Below are 15,586 nucleotides of genomic sequence, written 5' to 3' on the forward strand. Positions count from 1 at the left end.
GTGCGGTCAGCCGACCAGCGCGGGGACCGTGGCCGTTTCGGGCAGTGCGATGGTGTGGTGGGTGTGCTGGGCCTTGGCGTGCAGGTAGCGGACGTTGCTGTCGGTGGCGAAGACACCGGTACGCCGGATGAAGCGAACGGGGACGCCCAGGTCCCGCAACTGCTGAGCTTTGTCGGGGTTGTTGGTGAGCAGGTCCAGGTCGGCGATGTCGAGGGCTGTGAGCATCTGGGCGGCGGCGGTGTAGTCGCGGCCGTCCTCGGGCAGGCCGAGCGCGGTGTTGGCCTCGTAGGTGTCCAGGCCGGCGTCCTGCAAGGCGTAGGCGTCCAGCTTGTTGTAGAGGCCGATACCGCGACCCTCCTGGCGGAGGTAGAGCAGGACGCCGCCGGTGGCAGCGATGCGCTCCACGGCTTCACGCAGCTGCGGGCCGCAGTCGCAGCGCGCCGAGCCGAACACGTCCCCGGTCAGGCACTCGGAGTGCAGCCGCACCAGCGGGGCCGAGGCCGCCGTGGGGTCGCCGAGGACGAGCGCCAGGTGCTCCTTGCCGTCGGCCAGGCCGTGGAAGGTGACGGCCTCGGCCGTGACCTCGTAGCCGTCGGCGAAGCGCAGCGGGATGGTCACGCGGGTGCGCACGGAGGCGTTGGCGACAAGCGTGTGGCCTGTTGAGAGGGAGGCGTGCATCGGGGCTCCTCGAGGATCGGACAAAGGCGGTTCAGATTTGAACCTCGATGCCTGAACGATACCTAGTGCTTCAAATTTTGAACAATGCCAAGGCGTGTGACGCCGACCACATTGGTTTGAATTTGAATTGCATCACGCTGGCGAGACGCCGGGATCGCCCCACGGTCGCGGTCCAGAGCGATGTCGTACTGCGATCGTGGTACGCGCAGTGCACGCCGTGGGCTGACGCCGGATTCCGCTTTCCTCGAGAACCTTGAAGCCTCAAAAAATGTGAGGTGGATCGTGATCGAGGTAAACGACCTCAGCAAGAGGTACGGCGACAAGCTCGCCGTCGATGAACTGAGCTTCTCCGTGCGTCCCGGTGTGGTGACGGGGTTCCTCGGGCCCAACGGGGCGGGCAAGTCGACCACGATGCGCATGATCATGGGCCTTGACCGTCCGTCGTCCGGCACGACGCGTATCAACGGCCGCCCGTACGAGCAGCACAAGGCCCCGCTGCAGGAGATCGGGGCGCTGCTGGAGGCGAAGGCGATCCACCCCGGACGTTCGGCATATAACCATCTGCTGGCGCTGGCAGCGAGCAACGGCATCGGCAAGCGGCGGGTGCTGGATGTGATCGACATGGTCGGCCTGACGGAGGTGACCCGCAAGCGGGCGGGCGGGTTCTCGCTGGGCATGGGGCAGCGGCTGGGCATCGCCTCGGCACTGCTCGGCGACCCGCAGGTCGTCATGTTGGATGAGCCGGTCAACGGCCTGGATCCTGAAGGCGTGTTGTGGATCCGCAACCTGTTGAAGGACCTTGCGGACCGGGGGCGGACGGTCTTCGTCTCCTCTCACCTGATGACCGAGATGGCGTTGATCGCCGAGGACCTGATCGTGATCGGACGGGGGCGGCTGCTGTCCGCCGGTCCGCTCGCCGCATTCATCGCCGGATCCTCCAGCAGCAGCGTACGAGTGCGCTCACCGCAGGCCGCTGACCTTCGTGCCCTGCTGCTGGGCGACGGCGTCTCGGTTTCCACGAGTGAGCCAGGCGTGCTGGAGGTCACGGGACTGGAGGCGGCCGAGATCGGTGAACGCGCCGCGGCCGCCGGCGTGGTCCTGCATGAGCTGTTCCGTCAGGAGGCCTCGCTGGAGGAGGCGTTCATGGAGCTGACCCATGACGCAGTCGAATACCACGCCACCTCCGCCGAGCCCGTCACGACGGGAAGGACGAACCGATGAGCACCACAGACCTCGCCCCGCAGGACACGAACACGACGGACCGCCGCTCGGTGGACCGTCAGCGGGTCACCTTTCCGCGGGTCGTCCACATGGAATGGATCAAGCTGCGGTCGCTGCGCTCGACGACCCTCACGCTGGCGATCACGGTGGCCCTCCTCATCGGCTTCGGCCTGTTGTTCAGCAGTGTGGTCGGCTCGGGAGAGGGCCCCGACCAGGAGGACTTCGGCGACCCGACCTCGATCACCCTGGGCGGCGTGATGCTCGCCGCGCTGGCCATCGCGGTGCTCGGAGTGCTGATGAGCGCCGGAGAGTACGCCACCGGAACCATCCGCGCCACGCTCGCCGCAGTCCCGTCACGCCTGCCGGTGCTGTGGGGCAAGGTGGTCGTCTTCGCCGCGGTGAGCTTCGTGCTCATGTTCGTCGCGGCTCTGGGTGCCTTCCTGGTCGGCCAGTCGGTTCTGTCCTCCCGCAGCATGGACACCGCCGCGCTGTCCGATCCCGGGGTGTTCCGCGCGGTCGTCGGCGCGGCGATGTACCTGACCGGTGCCGGCCTGATCGGTCTGGCGGTCGGGGCGCTGCTGCGCAACACCGCCGGGGCGATCACCCTCGTGGTGGGCGCGCTGTTCGTGGTGCCCGGCCTGATCCAGCTGCTGCCCAGCAGCTGGAACGAGACCATCAGTCCGTACCTGCCGTCGAACGCGGCGAACGCCCTCATGACGGTGCAGACGGAGAGCGACTCGCTGTCACCCGGGTCCGGACTGGCGGTGTTCGCCGTGTACATCGTGGTACTCCTGGCCGGCGCGGCCATCGTGCTCAAGCGGCGCGATGCCTGAGTCCGATGTCTGAGTCCATCGCCGTCGGTACTCCGGCTGCCCGCCCGTCACCCTCTGGCGTACGGGCGGGTGGCCCCGTCCTCCCGTACGAGGTGACTCGGTACGAGAGAACGGTGCAGCCGTGACCGGCCCGGCGTCGTGGCGACGGGTGACCGGCATCGAGCCACGCCTGCTGGATGCCGCCCTCGCCGCCGTCGTGGGCGCCGGCGGCCTGCTCTACCTGCTGTTCGGACGAGGGCCCGACGGTGAAGCACCGTCGTGCGCCGACGCCGTTGCCGCCGGGGCCGCGGTTCTTCTGCTGCTGGCCCGCCGCCGGGCACCACTGCCGGTCCTGGCACTGACAGTGCTCGGCGAGACCGCCTTCACCGCCCTCGCCTCCCGTCCATCACCCGTGCTCGCCGTCACCGCGCTGATCGCGGTCTACACCGTGGCCCGTACGGTCCGTCGTCGGATCGCGGTCATCGCCGCCGCCGTCACGGCCACCGCGCTGTACGTCGTCGTCGCCTATCCGATGGACTCGGCCTCCGACCCGGAGGGCGGCGCCGTGTTCGCCTGGGTCGGCATGTTCGCCGCTGTCGGTGGCACCGTGCGCACCTGGCGCGACTACACGGCCGCGATGGAGGAGCGGGCGCTTCGTGCGGAGGCGAGCAAGGAAGTGGAGGCCCGCCGCCGGGTCGCCGAGGAGCGGCTGCGTATCGCCCGGGAACTCCACGATGTGGTCGCCCACCACATCGCTCTGATCACCATTCAGGCGGGCGTCGCCGGGCACTTCCTGCGTGACCGGCCGGACCAGGCCGACGTGGCGCTCGGCCACATCCGCGAAGGCGGCCGCACGGTGCTGGATGAACTGGGCTCGCTGCTGCACGTACTACGACAGTCCGGCGACGAGACAGACGAGACAGATCAGACGGACTTGGCGCAACCCACGGAACCCGTGCCCGGCCTGTCCCGCCTCGGACGGCTCCTCGAATCGCTGGGCGCCGCCGGGCTGAGCGTCCGCCACCGGCAGACCGGCCGGGCGCGCCCCCTGCCGACCGCCGTCGACCTGGCCGCCTACCGCGTCATCCAGGAGGCGCTGACCAACGCCCACAAGCATGGCGCCGGCGCCATGGCGGAGCTGCTCGTCGACTTCCGCACCGACGCGCTGCACATCGAGATCTCCAACCCGGTACGCACCGGCCCGGTCCCGGACGCCCAAGGCACCGGACACGGGCTGACGGGCATGCGGGAGCGTGCGCACTCGGTCGGCGGCAGCTTCCACGCCGGAGCGGGCGCCGACGGTCGTTTCCGCCTCGACGTGCGTCTGCCGCTGCCGGAGGCCGACACACCGGCGGATGCTCCGAGCGGATCTGACACAGAGCTGGATACCACCAGCGCGCAGGGGAGACACGCATGACCATCCGAGTCCTGCTCGCCGACGACCAGGCCCTCGTCCGTGCCAGCTTCCGCTTGATCATCGACTCGGAGCCGGATCTGGAGGTCATCGGAGAGGCGGCGACGGGCGGCGAAGCGGTCAGGCTGGCCCGCAGCACCCTCGCCGACGTCGTGCTGATGGACATCCGGATGCCCGAGATGGACGGCCTCGCCGCCACCGGCGCCATCACAGCCGACGACGACCTCGCAGGCGTACGGGTGCTGATCCTGACGACCTTCGAAGCCGACGAGTACGTCTTCCAGGCACTGCGTGCCGGAGCCAGCGGCTTCCTCGGCAAGGGCGTGGAGCTCGCCGACCTCCTCGACGCCATCCGTCTGGTCGCGCAGGGCGAGGCACTGCTGTCACCGAAGGCGACCAAGGCGCTCATCGCCCGCTACCTCGCCGCACCGGACCCCAAGGGCCCTCCGGTGCCGGAGCTGACGAGCCTGACCGAACGCGAGCGCGAAGTACTCGTCCTCGTGGCCGCCGGTCTCTCCAACGATGCCATCGCCGAACGTCTCCACGTCTCGCCCTGGACCGCCAAGACCCACGTGAACCGCACCATGGTCAAACTCGGCGCCCGGGACCGCGCCCAACTCGTCGTGATCGCCTATCAGACCGGCTTCGCGCGGGGGCAAGGGCCAGTACTCTGACCAAAAAAGTCAGTCTCTCCGACTCTTTGAGCGCTGCCCGGATCCCACGGAGCCCGCGCCCGGCTGATGCGCCAGACCGGCAAGGCGCAGGCCATACACCCCATCGCCGTTGCGACGATCGCCGAGGTCGAGGCCGAGTGGACCGCCCACCTCGGCAAACGCCGCATGGACCAGTTCCGCGACGGTCTCGCAAGGCTCCGCGAGACCACGGACCCGTACCTCGGCCCGTAAGCCGCCCTGCTGATCAAAACAGAAGGGAGAGGTCGAAATGTCCGAGTACTCGTTGGCTCTCAGTGACGCGGAGATCGCGCGGTACCAGCTCATGGCCGAAGCCGCCGAGCGGAGGGAACGCGACCTGTGGGTCGCCGCAGGAGCGGTTCCCGGAGCGCGCATCGCGGATGTGGGATGCGGACCCGGCGCGATCGCGGTGCGGCTGGCGGAGAAGGCCGGGCCGGACGGAGCGGTGTGGGCGGTCGACCGGGACGAAGGCGCGCTGTCCGTCGCCTCCGCTCTTGCCGAGAAAGCCGGGGTGCGCGTGCATACAGCGACAGGGTCCGCCGACGCCACCGGGCTGCCCGCCGGCACTTTCGACCTGGTGATGCTCCGGCATGTCCTGGCCCACAACGGTGGCCGTGAGCAGGCGATCGTCGACCATCTCGCCACGCTGGCCAGGCCTGGCGGCGGTGCCGTGTACCTCGACGACATCGACGCCGGCTCCTTTCGGCTGCGCGGAGCCCCAGCAGCGTACGAGGAGATGGACGAGCGGTACCGCGAACTGCACCGCCGCCGGGGCAACGACCTGACCATCGGCACCCGGCTCGACGAACTGCTCACCGCGGCCGGCCTGGAGCTCGTCGCCTTTGAAGGGCACATCAATGTGATCACGCCGCCGCCGGGTATGCGTGGTCCGGCCTGGGCTGCCCGCGACGCCATGATCGCCGAAGGTCTGATCACGCCGGAGGACATCGCCCGCTGGGACGAGGCCTTCCGCAGGGCCGAACAGGAGTGGCGCGAGGTCAGGTTCTTCGCCGCCAGCTTCGTCGCCTTCGCCCGGCGGCCCTGAGGCTTGGGTTGAGGCGCTGCTCCCTGGGCGTCCGACTGCTCGGCGTCCGACTGCGACTCCTGCCGGACCGACCCGAGTGCTGGTCGACGGGCACGTGCTACTCCGATGCAGGGGGTCGCCAGCCGTGCCCGTTCCTGCGGCACCTGTGCGCGGCAACCGCCTTGCCGCCACACCGAGGCTCGGCGTCTGCCGAGCCACTCCAGCGGGTTCATGGTTCTCCTCGTACCGGTTGGGTGTGAGTGGGGTGTGCGATGGATCCGATCGGTTCAGGGCACGGACAGCTCGAACCGCATGACGCGGACCGCGCCGCCGAGTGCCTGTGTGGCGTGGTTGAAGAGGGCGAATCGGTAGCCCATGAAGAAGCGCCAGTCGTTGCCCATGGAGAAGGAGGGGCCGAGGCGGGTGAAGTTGGTGCCGTCAGTGCTGTAGGAGAAGGTGCCGGGGCGTGCCGCGCCGGGGCGGATGTCCGCGCTCGCGCGCAGCCAGATCCGGCTGCCGGTCACGGGCGCGCTCGCGACCTCGGTGCCGGTGCCCGTGGTGTTCCAGTTGCCGTCCATGGTCAGCCCGTTGACCATCACCACCCGTGTCACGCCACCGTCGCGTTTGACACCGATCCAGGCGGAGGAGTCCCGCAGCAGCGCGAGTCCGGCCCGGTCGCCGTCCCGCATCGCCGAGAAGTCGAGCAGGGCCGTTGCGGTGGAGGTAGGACCCTGGATGCGGTGCGTGAGGGTGTTGCGGGCCCAGTACAGGTCATTGGTGACGGTCGCGGTCCGCAAGGTCAGGCCGCTGTTGACCGACCACTTGGTGTTGTCCGGGTTGTGGTTCCACTCCCACTTCGGCCTGAGCGTCGTGCCGTCGAAGGTGTCGACGCCGATCATGGGGGTGACTTGGCGGGGTGGAGTGGGTACGGTCGGGCTGGGATACGAGGTGCCCCATGCGCCGTTCACCAGTTGCACGACGGGCCAGCCGTCCGAGGTCCAGGTGACCGGCGCCAGGGCAGGCATCCGGCCGCCGGGGTAGGCGTCCACGAAGGCCATGTAGTACCAGGCGCCGCTCTGCGTCTGGACCAGTCCGCCCTGGTGCGGGACGCCTCCGCCGGGGATCGGCCCGCGTAGGTCGAGCAGGACCTGACGCATCGTGTAGGGACCGAAGGGGCCGCTCGACGACTTCAGGATGTACTGGCCGTTGGCCGGGCGGGTCAGGAAGATGTAGTACTGCCCGTTGATCTTGTAGAAGCGGGCTCCCTCAAGCGTGCCGACACTCGATGGGGTGCTGAACACCTGCTGCGTGCGGACCTGGTTGCGCCCGTCGGGCGAGAGCTGGGCCACGCTGATGGTGGTGTTCCCGTACGCCACATACAGGGTGTCGTCGCTGTCGACGAGCAGACCCGCGTCGTAGTACGGCGTGCTGATCGTCGTCAGCCTGCTCCACGGCCCCTCGACGGCGGTGGCGGTGTAGATGTAGGTCCGGGCGAAGTCGATCTGGCCCAGCCAGTAGAACGTCCTGTTGCTCGGACGGTAGGCCAGCGACGACGCCCAGATCCCTCTGACATAGCCACGGGCGCCGTTCAGGTCGTACTTGGCGCCGAAGTCGAGGACGGGCACCGAGTGGCCGACGATCTCCCAGTTCACCAGGTCGTACGACCGCAGGACGGGCGCGCCCGGCGCATAGTGCATCGTCGAGGCCGAGGCGTAGAAGGTGTCGCCGACGCGGATGATGTCGATGTCCGCGAAGTCCTGCCAGATCACCGGGTTCGTGTACGCCGCGGCGGCTGCACGGGCCGGCCCCTGGGCTGCGGCCAGAGGCAGGACCGCGCCCGTGGCCAGGCCGGTGGCGGCCGCCAGCGCGCGACGACGAGAGAGAGATTGATGAGGCCATGACATATCCATATGCGGCGTGCTCCTTGCGGCTCGGCCGTTGCGGTGGCGCAACCCGGAGATGCTCTGCCGGGTTCGAGTGGAGCGGCTCTGGCGTGTTCGGGATCTCGAATGTAAGTCGAGCTGTCGAGCAACCTGGATGATAGGGGGCCGGTGGGCGCCGTCAAGAGCTTTCGCATGATTCGTAGGATGTCGCGAAACATTCGAACCCTCTGGGTGGGAAACGGCGCAGGTCAGTCAGTCGGATGAGCCCGGATGTGCCGCATCCCCAGTCCTTGGCGTGCAAGGCGTGGCAGGTTTGCCGGACGTGTTGACATGACCGCTCGCCTCTCTAGTATCCGTGAGGCTCTCAGTTTCCGAATGACATCCGAAATTTCGGACCCCTCCCTTGCGTGATCCCGGAAAAGGAGCCCCTAGGTGTCCAGACGATCAGGCGGACGATTGCTCCGTCTCCTCGCGACCGCTGTGCTGACGATCACCGCGTCCGTGACGGCCTCCTCTCAACCCACGGCCTCGGCCGCGCCGGGCAGTCCCGCGCTCACCCCACCTCTCGGGTGGAACAGCTGGAACAGCTTCGGGTGCGGGATCACCGAGGCACAGGTCCGCCAGGCCGCCGACGCGATGGTGTCCTCCGGCATGCGGGACGCCGGCTACCGGTACGTCGTGGTCGACGACTGCTGGTTCGACCCGCAGCGCGACGCGGCAGGCAACCTGCGGGCCAATCCGGCCAAGTTCCCGAGCGGGATGAAGGCGCTCGGGGACTACATCCACAGCAAGGGCCTCAAGTTCGGCATCTACCAGGTGCCGGGCGAGCGCACCTGCGCGCAGACGACCGGCGCCTATCCCGGGGCGACGGGCAGCAGGGGGCACGAGGTCCAGGATGCCAACACGTTCGCCTCGTGGGGCGTCGACTACCTCAAGTACGACTGGTGTTCCTCCGAGGGCACCCGTGACGAGCAGGTCGCGCGGTTCTCGCTCATGCGCGACGCCCTGCGTGCCACCGGGCGGCCGATCGTCTACAGCATCAACCCCAACAGCTTCCACGCCATCACCGGCGCCACGTACAACTGGGGCGAGGTCGCCGACCTGTGGCGGACGACCGAGGACCTGCTCGACATCTGGCAGAACGGCAACACCAACAGCTATCCGATGGGCGTCGGCAACGTCCTGGACGTCACCGCGCCGCTCGCCGCGCAGTCGGGCCCGGGCCACTGGAATGACCCCGACATGCTGGTCGTCGGCCGCCCCGGCCTGTCACTGACCGAGTCCCGCTCGCACTTCGCCCTGTGGGCGCTGCTGAGCGCCCCGCTCATGGCCGGCAACGACCTCCGCACCATGTCCGCCGACGTGAGCGCGATCCTGCGCAACCCCCGTCTGCTGGCGGTGAACCAGGACCCGCTCGGGGCGGGCGGGCGCAGGGTGCGCGACGACGGCAACACCGAGGTGTTCGCCAAGCCCCTGTCCGACGGCTCGGTCGCGGTGGGCCTGTTCAACCGGGGAGGCAGCACCGCGACAGTCACCACGACAGCAGCGCAAGTCGGCCTCTCCGGTGGGCCGTTCACGCTCACGGATCTGTGGACCGGCGGTACGGCGAGCACGTCCGGGCAGATCTCGGCGAGCGTCCCCGCGCACGGCGTGGCCGTGTTCCGGGTGACCGGGGGCAGCCAGCTGACCGCCACCACCTCGCGGCTGCGCGGCACCGCATCCGGCCGCTGCCTGGACGTGGACAACGCCTCCACCGCGGCCGGGTCCACGGCACTGATCTGGGACTGCCACACGGCCGCCAACCAGCTGTGGACCACGTGGGCCGGCGGCGAGATCCGCGTCTTCGGCGACAAGTGCCTGGACGCCTACAACCAGGGCATCACCAACGGCACCCGCGTCATCACCTGGCCCTGCAACGGCCAGAACAACCAGAAATGGACCGTCGGCTCCGACGGGTCGATCCGCAACGTCCACGCCGGGCTGTGCCTCGACGTCAACGGCGCCGCCACCGCCAACGGGACCCCGCTGGTGCTGTGGGCCTGCAACGGCCAGGCCAACCAGAAGTGGACCCGCGTGTGAGGGACGCCGCACACCGGCCGACGACTCAGGCGCCTCCTCCTTCACCACGCGCGTGGCCTCAGCCGCCGGCGGCAGCGGCTACTCCTCGCGACCTCGCGACCTCGCGCGTCGCGCACTTCAGATCTTTTCCGCACATGGCGATGTTCCAGCAGGAGAAGGGGAGTTGCATGAAACGGCACTGCCTGTGCTGTCACAGGGAGTGCACCGAAGTGACCAGGTGGTTCGGCCGGAGACATCGGAGCCAGGGGCGCCGCCGGCTGTTCGGCCAAGGTGTGTGGACTTGAGCAGAGGGTCTGTCTTCTTGGTGCCATCCGCGGCGAGGGTCCTCGCCGCGGATGGCTGTTGTGGCGCCGGACGGCACGCAAGCGTCCGGCGCCGGTCACGTCACGTCCTGGTGCAGGTGGTCCCGTTCAGGCTGAACCCACCCGGCGCGGCGAAGGCGCCGCTGTAGGTGCCCTGGAACCCGAACGTCTGCCTGCCGCCGGGGGTGATGCTCGCGTTGTGCGTCAGGCCGCTCGCCGTGACGGATTCCGAGGACGGGGAGACGGCGGCGTTCCAGGCGCTGGTGATGCGCTGCCCGGAGGGCAGGGTGAAGGCGAGGCGCCAGCCGTCGACAGGTGCCGAACCGGTGTTGGCGACGGTGACGTTCGCGGCGAAGCCTCCCTGCCACACGTTCGTGGCGTACGACACCTCGCAGATCGTGGCGCCGCCAGGGCCGCCCGGTCCACCACCCGTGTTGACGGTCGACGAGAACGAGTTCACGGTCAGCCCGGTGCCGTTCTGCCAGGGTTCGAAGCCGGCCTGAACGCTGGTCAGGTACCAGCTGCTCTGTGCCAGTCCGCGGGCTACGGCCTGCCGGACGAAGTCCATCACGTCGAAGCTCCAGCTGCCGATCGCCGACGGGGCGACGAAGGACAGCACGTCGTTGGAGCCGTTGCTGCCCGACCACACCTGCCAGGTGCGTCCGCCGACGGTGGCCGTGCCGACCTGGGAGCCGATGGGCTGGATCGGGCCCACCTTGTTGAACCAGATCATGATCTCGGTCCGGTTCACGCCGTCGGTGCGGGGCGTCGGGTCAAGCCAGATGTCGTACGAGGCGTTGTACACGGCGTCGCCGACGTAGCCGTACGAGATGCTGCTCGGCGCGCTGGAGATGTCGGCGAGCCGCGCGGGGAGGTTGGTCCCGGGCGAGCAGTTGGTGTAGTGGCAGCCGTTGAAGAGGGACGGGTACGACTTCGGCGCGCCGTTCGTGGGCACGGAACCGTCGGCCCGGGCGAGCCGGAAGCCGGTGTCGGTGGCGGTGACGCACTGGGGCTCGTTGGTGCCCCAGCGGTTGTTCTGGACGACGTATCGCCCCTGGATGACAGCCGAGCCGAACTGTTCGCACACCGTGGTGTCGGCCTGGGCCGGGGGCGTGGCGGCGAAGAGCGCCGCGACGGCGGCGAGCGCGGTGACGAGCGTACTCAACGTGCCGCGCACGGTGCGGGGAAGCTGCGGTAACGGTCGCATGCGGGCCTCTTTCTGAGGTACGGCCGGAGATGGGGGGAGGGGCGCTTCCTCTCCCTATGCTGGGAGCGCTCCCATGCCCTGCTTCTGGCGGACTGTAGGACGCATGCATGCCCCTGACAACTCTGTGGTGGCGTCGTGTTCAACGCACTGCGTGGCTTCCACCGCACCACCACACGCGGGGAAGCTCCCGTATCCGCTGCTGGGTCCTGCCTGTCTCGGCCAGCACGTCATCGACCATCTCGAACGGGACAACCCGCGTCAACTCGCCCAGATGGCCGGGCGCGAACGGCCCCGCAGCAACCGCTACCTCATGAGAAACGACAAGACTTGGCGTCCACCGGAGCTCCTGCTGAACAGTGATCTTGGTTGGCACGGTTCCAGCAGGAGCTCCGTCCCTGCTACAGGTGGCTCGCCACATCAGCCCCACGCCCTCGTCAGTCAAGGTTTGCCGGTCAAGGAGCGGTGTCCGGTGGGTGCTCTCGGTGTGCCGGCCGGAAGTCCTCGTACTGGACGTACTCGGGCTTTCGGCCGGTGCGGCGAGAGGGCGTGGCGGGCGTCGCGACGGGACGAACCTTGGCTGACGCGGCACTGGTTAGCGGGTCAGGGACACCGTCGCCGGTACGCGTACGCGACCGGCGGGCCCGGTGGTGTCACTCCCGGTTACTCCCGGTGCCACTCCGCGGTCTCACTCGGCGGTGTCGCTCGGCGTCGCGGCGGCCCGGCCGCGGCGGCGGAACAGGAGGAGGCCGCCGACGAGGGCGGTGACGCCGCTCGCGGCCGTCCACAGCGGGAGGTCGGAGGAACCGGTGGCCGCCAGATCGCCGTCGCTCTTACCGGCCTGGGCGCTGGGGCCGGTGGGCGGCTCGGCGGCGGAGTCCCCGGACGAGCCGGCTGACCCGGACGAGCTGGACGACCCGGATGAACCGGACTTGGCGGCAGGCGTCGGCGCCGACCCGGACGGCGCGGCAGCCGACTCGGGCGCGGTGGCCTTGTCCAGAGTGAACGCCAGTGCGCCGAAGCCGAGTTCGTCGTATCCGCCGCTGTTCGGGCCGTAGTCGCCGCCGCCTCCCTCGCGCCTGTTGCGGGCCACCATGTCGCGGGTGTTCGGCATGGCCATGCCGCGCCTGATGGCGTAGTGGTGGTAGACCCTCTCCCAGACCGGGCGCCCCTGGCCACGGGCGCCTTCGGAGATGACGGTCTGCTCCGTTGGCACGCAGTGCGGGCCGTTTCTCCAGGTGTAGGTGGTGTACGGCACGTCGTGGCCGAGGTTGTACCGGGCGACGTACTCGCACGCCTTGCGGAACTTGGAGTCGTCCGCGGCGTAGAGGTCGACGCCCTGGTTCCAGGCCATCTCGCAGATGGTGCCCATCAGGCCGATGCCCATCATGCTGTGGGCCTGGTCGCGCCCGCTCTCCTGCCACTGGGCCAGGCCCACGTCGTCGTAGACGTAGGGGATCGCCTTGGCCAGCGAGCCGTTGCCTGCGCCGTTGTGGAAGTAGTCCACCGTCTCGTTGAACTTGGCCCGGTCGTCGCAGAGGATCCCGATGGCCATGAGCGAGGCCATGGAGCACAGGTCCCAGTTCGCCCAGTAGTGGCCGATGCAATTGGTCTCGCGGTTCAGGAAGCGGTGGTTCATCGGATAGAAGTATTTGACCATCATGTCCTGGAAACGGGCCAGGTCGAAGCCGGGGTAGCCGCGCATGAGCTCGCCGACGTTGGCGAACTGGTACCCGTAGATGCCCGTCAGGAGCACGACGTCGGAGCCTCCGGCGATGCCCTTCAGCGTCCCCGACCAGGCGTTGCAGATGTCCCGCGCGGTGTCGGCGTGTGCGGTGTCGCCGGTGATCTTCCAGCGCAGCGCGTTCTGGTAGGCGGCGTGGATGTCGCGGTAGAGGATCGGGTAGTTCTGGACCTCGCCCCCTCCCCGGGCCACGATCGCCTGCGGGTTGGGCCGCCATGTGCTCTGCGAGTGGCGGTTGGCGGTGAGCTTGGCGAAACCCGCCTTGTAGGGGGCGGCGCCCGCCTTCACCTTGGCGGCCATGCGCTTGAGATCGGCCCGGGTGTGGAGCATCCCGGGGTGCGCGAAGGGCGTGCTCGCCGCCGTCGCGGGGGAGGCGGCCACGCCCGTGCCGATACCGATACCGACCGCGCCGGTCGCCGCTCCCGCGGCCTTGATCATGCTGCGTCGGCTGATCCGAAGTGTCACTGCGTCGTTCCTCAGGCTCTCGTGGGGACGGTGCCTACGTACGGGAGACGGGACACGGAGCAAGCGATAACAAAAAAGTGAGCGGCACCGCCGACGAGCCGGTCCGGGCAGCAGGTTGCCGCCCTTGCCGATCGTCTCCGTAGGAAGCCCCCCCGGCCGCCGCGTCCCCCAGGCCGCCGTGTCTCCTGGGCTGCCGCGCCCTCCGGCTGCCCAGCGGCTAATCGGGGCCTGAAAATAGTTACTGGTAGCACGCTGATTTGCTTTCTGGGGTGAGTGCACGCCGGCGAAGGCCAGTACGGCGGTCCGCACCGTGGCGGCGTACATCGCGACGAGGAAGGCCCGGTCGGCCAACTCCGCCAGCTCCGGCAGACGCAGTGAATCGGCCGGCGAACGTGCCGCCTCCACCGAGGTCCGGGCCTGCTCCTGGGCCCCGGGGGAGCAGCCCCTGCGGACCGTCGGGCAGCGCGGCACCGGCCATCCGCTCCCGGTACACGCCGGAGAGAACCGAGCCGGCCATCGCCACGCCGAGGGTCCCGCCCACCTGCCGCGTGACACTGTTGACGGCCGATCCGGCACCCGCCAGCTGCTGCGGTACGTGGCCCATCATCACGGCCGTGACCGGCGTACCGACCAGCCCCATGCCGAAACCCTGCACCCACAGCAACGCGGCAATGACAAGAAGCGGGGTCCGCCCGTCGAACCACAGACAGCCCACGTAAGTGGCTCCGGTGCCAGTACCTCCGGTCGCGACCGTCCACCTGGCCGACCGCAGCCGGCTCAGTCCCGGGGAGGCCTAGCTGCCCAGGACGATGCCGACGGCCGCGGCGTTATCACGGTGCCGGCGTCCGCCGGCCGCCGGCGGTGCCGATGCCGGCGGCCGGGCCACGCAACAGGTCGAACAGCCAGCGCAACGGCTCGGCCCTCACTCGTCTGCAGGCCTGTGCCAACGCATCGCCCGTCGGATTAGCTACCGTCGGGGCGCGCGACGACCGACTTACGCCACGAGGACTGAGCGCCCTTGCCGAGTGCCGTGAGGGCCACGTGGAGTTCGGTGCGCTGGTCGCCCAGGACGGCGCGATCAATGCCGGGCGAACTGAACCCCGGTCGGTTGCACGACGTTCGGCCGCAGCGCGATCCCGGTCATCGTCAGTTGTTCTCCGTAGATGTCCGTGACTCTGATCGAGCTGCCGCACCCGCTGCCGTTGGCGGAGATGAAGTAGTTGTATTCGGTGCGGGGCAACTGCCGCCAGCCGCCGCTGGTCCGGACCTCGAGGCGCGCGACCGGGTTGCGGTGGCCGATCGCCTGGATGCCGCACCAATAAGGGCTGGACCCGGTCTTGTACCTGATGGAGATCGTGTCGGACGTGCTGGGACTCAGCAGCTGCCAGGTGACGGATATCCGGCCGAGCTTGAGATCGGCGAGTTTGGCGAAGGCCTGTTGGCTGAGGTCGAGTTGCCCGGGTGCGCAGGGCAGGGGGCATACGTTGGTGATCCGTACCGTGATCGACTTGCCGTTGGCCGCGCGGACGAGCACGTACGCGCCGCACGCCCTGGACATCTCGTAGTCCGTGGCGTTCATGGCCGCGATCATGAGGTCGGGACTCGGGCCGAACAGGCAGGCGCCGTCTCCGTCGGCGGCCTCATAGGCGGTGGCGACCCCCGTGTAGCTGGTGTTGGGCCGAATCCGCCCTGCCGACGGTGACGTGGTGGACGCCCTGCGCGGGGGCCGCGGGGTGGCTGTGGCCGAAGGGCGTGCTGGAGGGGTCGTCGCAGCAGCCTTCGGCGTTGGGGTGCCGATCGCGGTCGGCTTCGCCGACGCGCTCGGGGTGCCCGTCTCAGTCGTGGTGGTGGCTCTCACCTGGGTGCTGGCGGCGGGTGTGGCCGCGGCATGCCCTGCCTCCGCCTTGCGGTCGGGGAACGACCCCATGACCAGGTAGGCGAGAACCCCCGTGACGGTCACCGCCAAGGTGGTGCCCAGCACAAGCCTGCGTCTTTGCCTGCGCTGACGCGCGGCCTGCCTCGCTGTCTTCATACCTGTCCGTTCGGAAGATCGAGCCGATGGTTCACT

Annotated in this window: 12 protein-coding genes and 1 pseudogene; 7 read left to right on the forward strand and 6 right to left on the reverse strand. The window is 69.1% G+C overall.

Annotation, left to right across the window (positions count from 1 at the left end):
• Positions 1–6 precede the first annotated feature (6 nt).
• Positions 7–678, reverse strand: a complete 672-nt coding sequence (gene ribA / locus ACGFNK_RS16965) for a GTP cyclohydrolase II (protein ID WP_393416533.1) — start codon at positions 676–678, stop codon at positions 7–9.
• A gap of 282 nt (positions 679–960) precedes the next feature.
• Here ribA and ACGFNK_RS16970 point away from each other — a divergent pair, with 282 nt between their 5' ends.
• The 6 genes from ACGFNK_RS16970 to ACGFNK_RS16995 all read left to right on the forward strand — a co-directional run bounded on the left by ACGFNK_RS16970 (position 961) and on the right by ACGFNK_RS16995 (position 5,862).
• Entirely contained in the window at positions 961–1,899 is a 939-nt protein-coding gene (locus ACGFNK_RS16970) for an ABC transporter ATP-binding protein (protein ID WP_386335938.1), read from the forward strand.
• Positions 1,896–2,732, forward strand: a complete 837-nt coding sequence (locus ACGFNK_RS16975; RefSeq protein WP_393416535.1) for an ABC transporter permease subunit — start codon at positions 1,896–1,898, stop codon at positions 2,730–2,732. Before ACGFNK_RS16970 ends, ACGFNK_RS16975 begins: the two co-directional genes overlap by 4 nt.
• A 121-nt stretch (positions 2,733–2,853) precedes the next feature.
• Entirely contained in the window at positions 2,854–4,128 is a 1,275-nt protein-coding gene (locus ACGFNK_RS16980) for a sensor histidine kinase (protein ID WP_393416537.1), read from the forward strand.
• Positions 4,125–4,799 (forward strand): response regulator, encoded by a 675-nt coding sequence (locus ACGFNK_RS16985; protein ID WP_393416539.1) that lies wholly within the window; start codon positions 4,125–4,127, stop codon positions 4,797–4,799. The genes ACGFNK_RS16980 and ACGFNK_RS16985 overlap by 4 nt, the downstream gene beginning before the upstream one ends.
• A gap of 66 nt (positions 4,800–4,865) precedes the next feature.
• The gene (locus tag ACGFNK_RS16990; RefSeq protein ID WP_393416541.1) at positions 4,866–5,030 is read left to right on the forward strand and encodes a hypothetical protein; all 165 of its coding nucleotides are present in this window, start codon (positions 4,866–4,868) and stop codon (positions 5,028–5,030) included.
• 37 nt (positions 5,031–5,067) lie between these two features.
• Positions 5,068–5,862: a class I SAM-dependent methyltransferase gene (locus ACGFNK_RS16995; protein ID WP_393416543.1), complete on the forward strand. Its 795-nt coding sequence runs from the start codon at positions 5,068–5,070 to the stop codon at positions 5,860–5,862.
• 266 nt (positions 5,863–6,128) lie between these two features.
• On the opposite strand, the gene ACGFNK_RS17000 is transcribed toward ACGFNK_RS16995, so the two are convergent.
• On the reverse strand, positions 6,129–7,751 hold the full coding sequence (locus ACGFNK_RS17000) for a glycoside hydrolase 43 family protein (protein ID WP_393416545.1): 1,623 nt from the start codon (positions 7,749–7,751) through the stop codon (positions 6,129–6,131).
• Positions 7,752–8,156: 405 nt separating this feature from the next.
• Here ACGFNK_RS17000 and ACGFNK_RS17005 point away from each other — a divergent pair, with 405 nt between their 5' ends.
• Positions 8,157–9,803 (forward strand): glycoside hydrolase family 27 protein, encoded by a 1,647-nt coding sequence (locus ACGFNK_RS17005; protein WP_393416547.1) that lies wholly within the window; start codon positions 8,157–8,159, stop codon positions 9,801–9,803.
• A 384-nt stretch (positions 9,804–10,187) separates the two neighbouring features.
• Here the strand turns inward: ACGFNK_RS17005 and ACGFNK_RS17010 are convergent, their stop codons facing one another.
• From ACGFNK_RS17010 to ACGFNK_RS17025, 4 genes and pseudogenes are all read right to left on the reverse strand, one after another.
• Entirely contained in the window at positions 10,188–11,312 is a 1,125-nt protein-coding gene (locus ACGFNK_RS17010) for a cellulose binding domain-containing protein (RefSeq protein ID WP_393416549.1), read from the reverse strand.
• A gap of 178 nt (positions 11,313–11,490) precedes the next feature.
• Positions 11,491–11,673 (reverse strand): annotated as a pseudogene (locus ACGFNK_RS17015) (transposase domain-containing protein); the annotation flags it as partial.
• A 324-nt stretch (positions 11,674–11,997) separates the two neighbouring features.
• Entirely contained in the window at positions 11,998–13,518 is a 1,521-nt protein-coding gene (locus ACGFNK_RS17020) for an alginate lyase family protein (protein ID WP_393416551.1), read from the reverse strand.
• A 1,078-nt stretch (positions 13,519–14,596) separates the two neighbouring features.
• On the reverse strand, positions 14,597–15,550 hold the full coding sequence (locus tag ACGFNK_RS17025) for an expansin EXLX1 family cellulose-binding protein (RefSeq protein WP_393416553.1): 954 nt from the start codon (positions 15,548–15,550) through the stop codon (positions 14,597–14,599).
• Between the last annotated feature and the right edge of the window lie 36 nt (positions 15,551–15,586).

Origin of the sequence: Streptomyces sp. NPDC048825 (assembly GCF_043198355.1) — a bacterium.
GTDB classification, from domain to species: domain Bacteria; phylum Actinomycetota; class Actinomycetes; order Streptomycetales; family Streptomycetaceae; genus Streptomyces; species Streptomyces xiangluensis.

Excerpts from the sequence above, each read along its gene's own strand:
- ribA (WP_393416533.1), bottom strand. The coding sequence starts at position 678 with ATGCACGCCTCCCTCTCAACAGGCCACACGCTTGTCGCCAACGCCTCC.
- ACGFNK_RS16975 (WP_393416535.1), top strand. The coding sequence starts at position 1,896 with ATGAGCACCACAGACCTCGCCCCGCAGGACACGAACACGACGGACCGC.
- ACGFNK_RS16985 (WP_393416539.1), top strand. The coding sequence starts at position 4,125 with ATGACCATCCGAGTCCTGCTCGCCGACGACCAGGCCCTCGTCCGTGCC.
- ACGFNK_RS16990 (WP_393416541.1), top strand. The coding sequence starts at position 4,866 with ATGCGCCAGACCGGCAAGGCGCAGGCCATACACCCCATCGCCGTTGCG.
- ACGFNK_RS16995 (WP_393416543.1), top strand. The coding sequence starts at position 5,068 with ATGTCCGAGTACTCGTTGGCTCTCAGTGACGCGGAGATCGCGCGGTAC.
- ACGFNK_RS17000 (WP_393416545.1), bottom strand. The coding sequence starts at position 7,751 with ATGGATATGTCATGGCCTCATCAATCTCTCTCTCGTCGTCGCGCGCTG.
- ACGFNK_RS17010 (WP_393416549.1), bottom strand. The coding sequence starts at position 11,312 with ATGCGACCGTTACCGCAGCTTCCCCGCACCGTGCGCGGCACGTTGAGT.
- ACGFNK_RS17025 (WP_393416553.1), bottom strand. The coding sequence starts at position 15,550 with ATGAAGACAGCGAGGCAGGCCGCGCGTCAGCGCAGGCAAAGACGCAGG.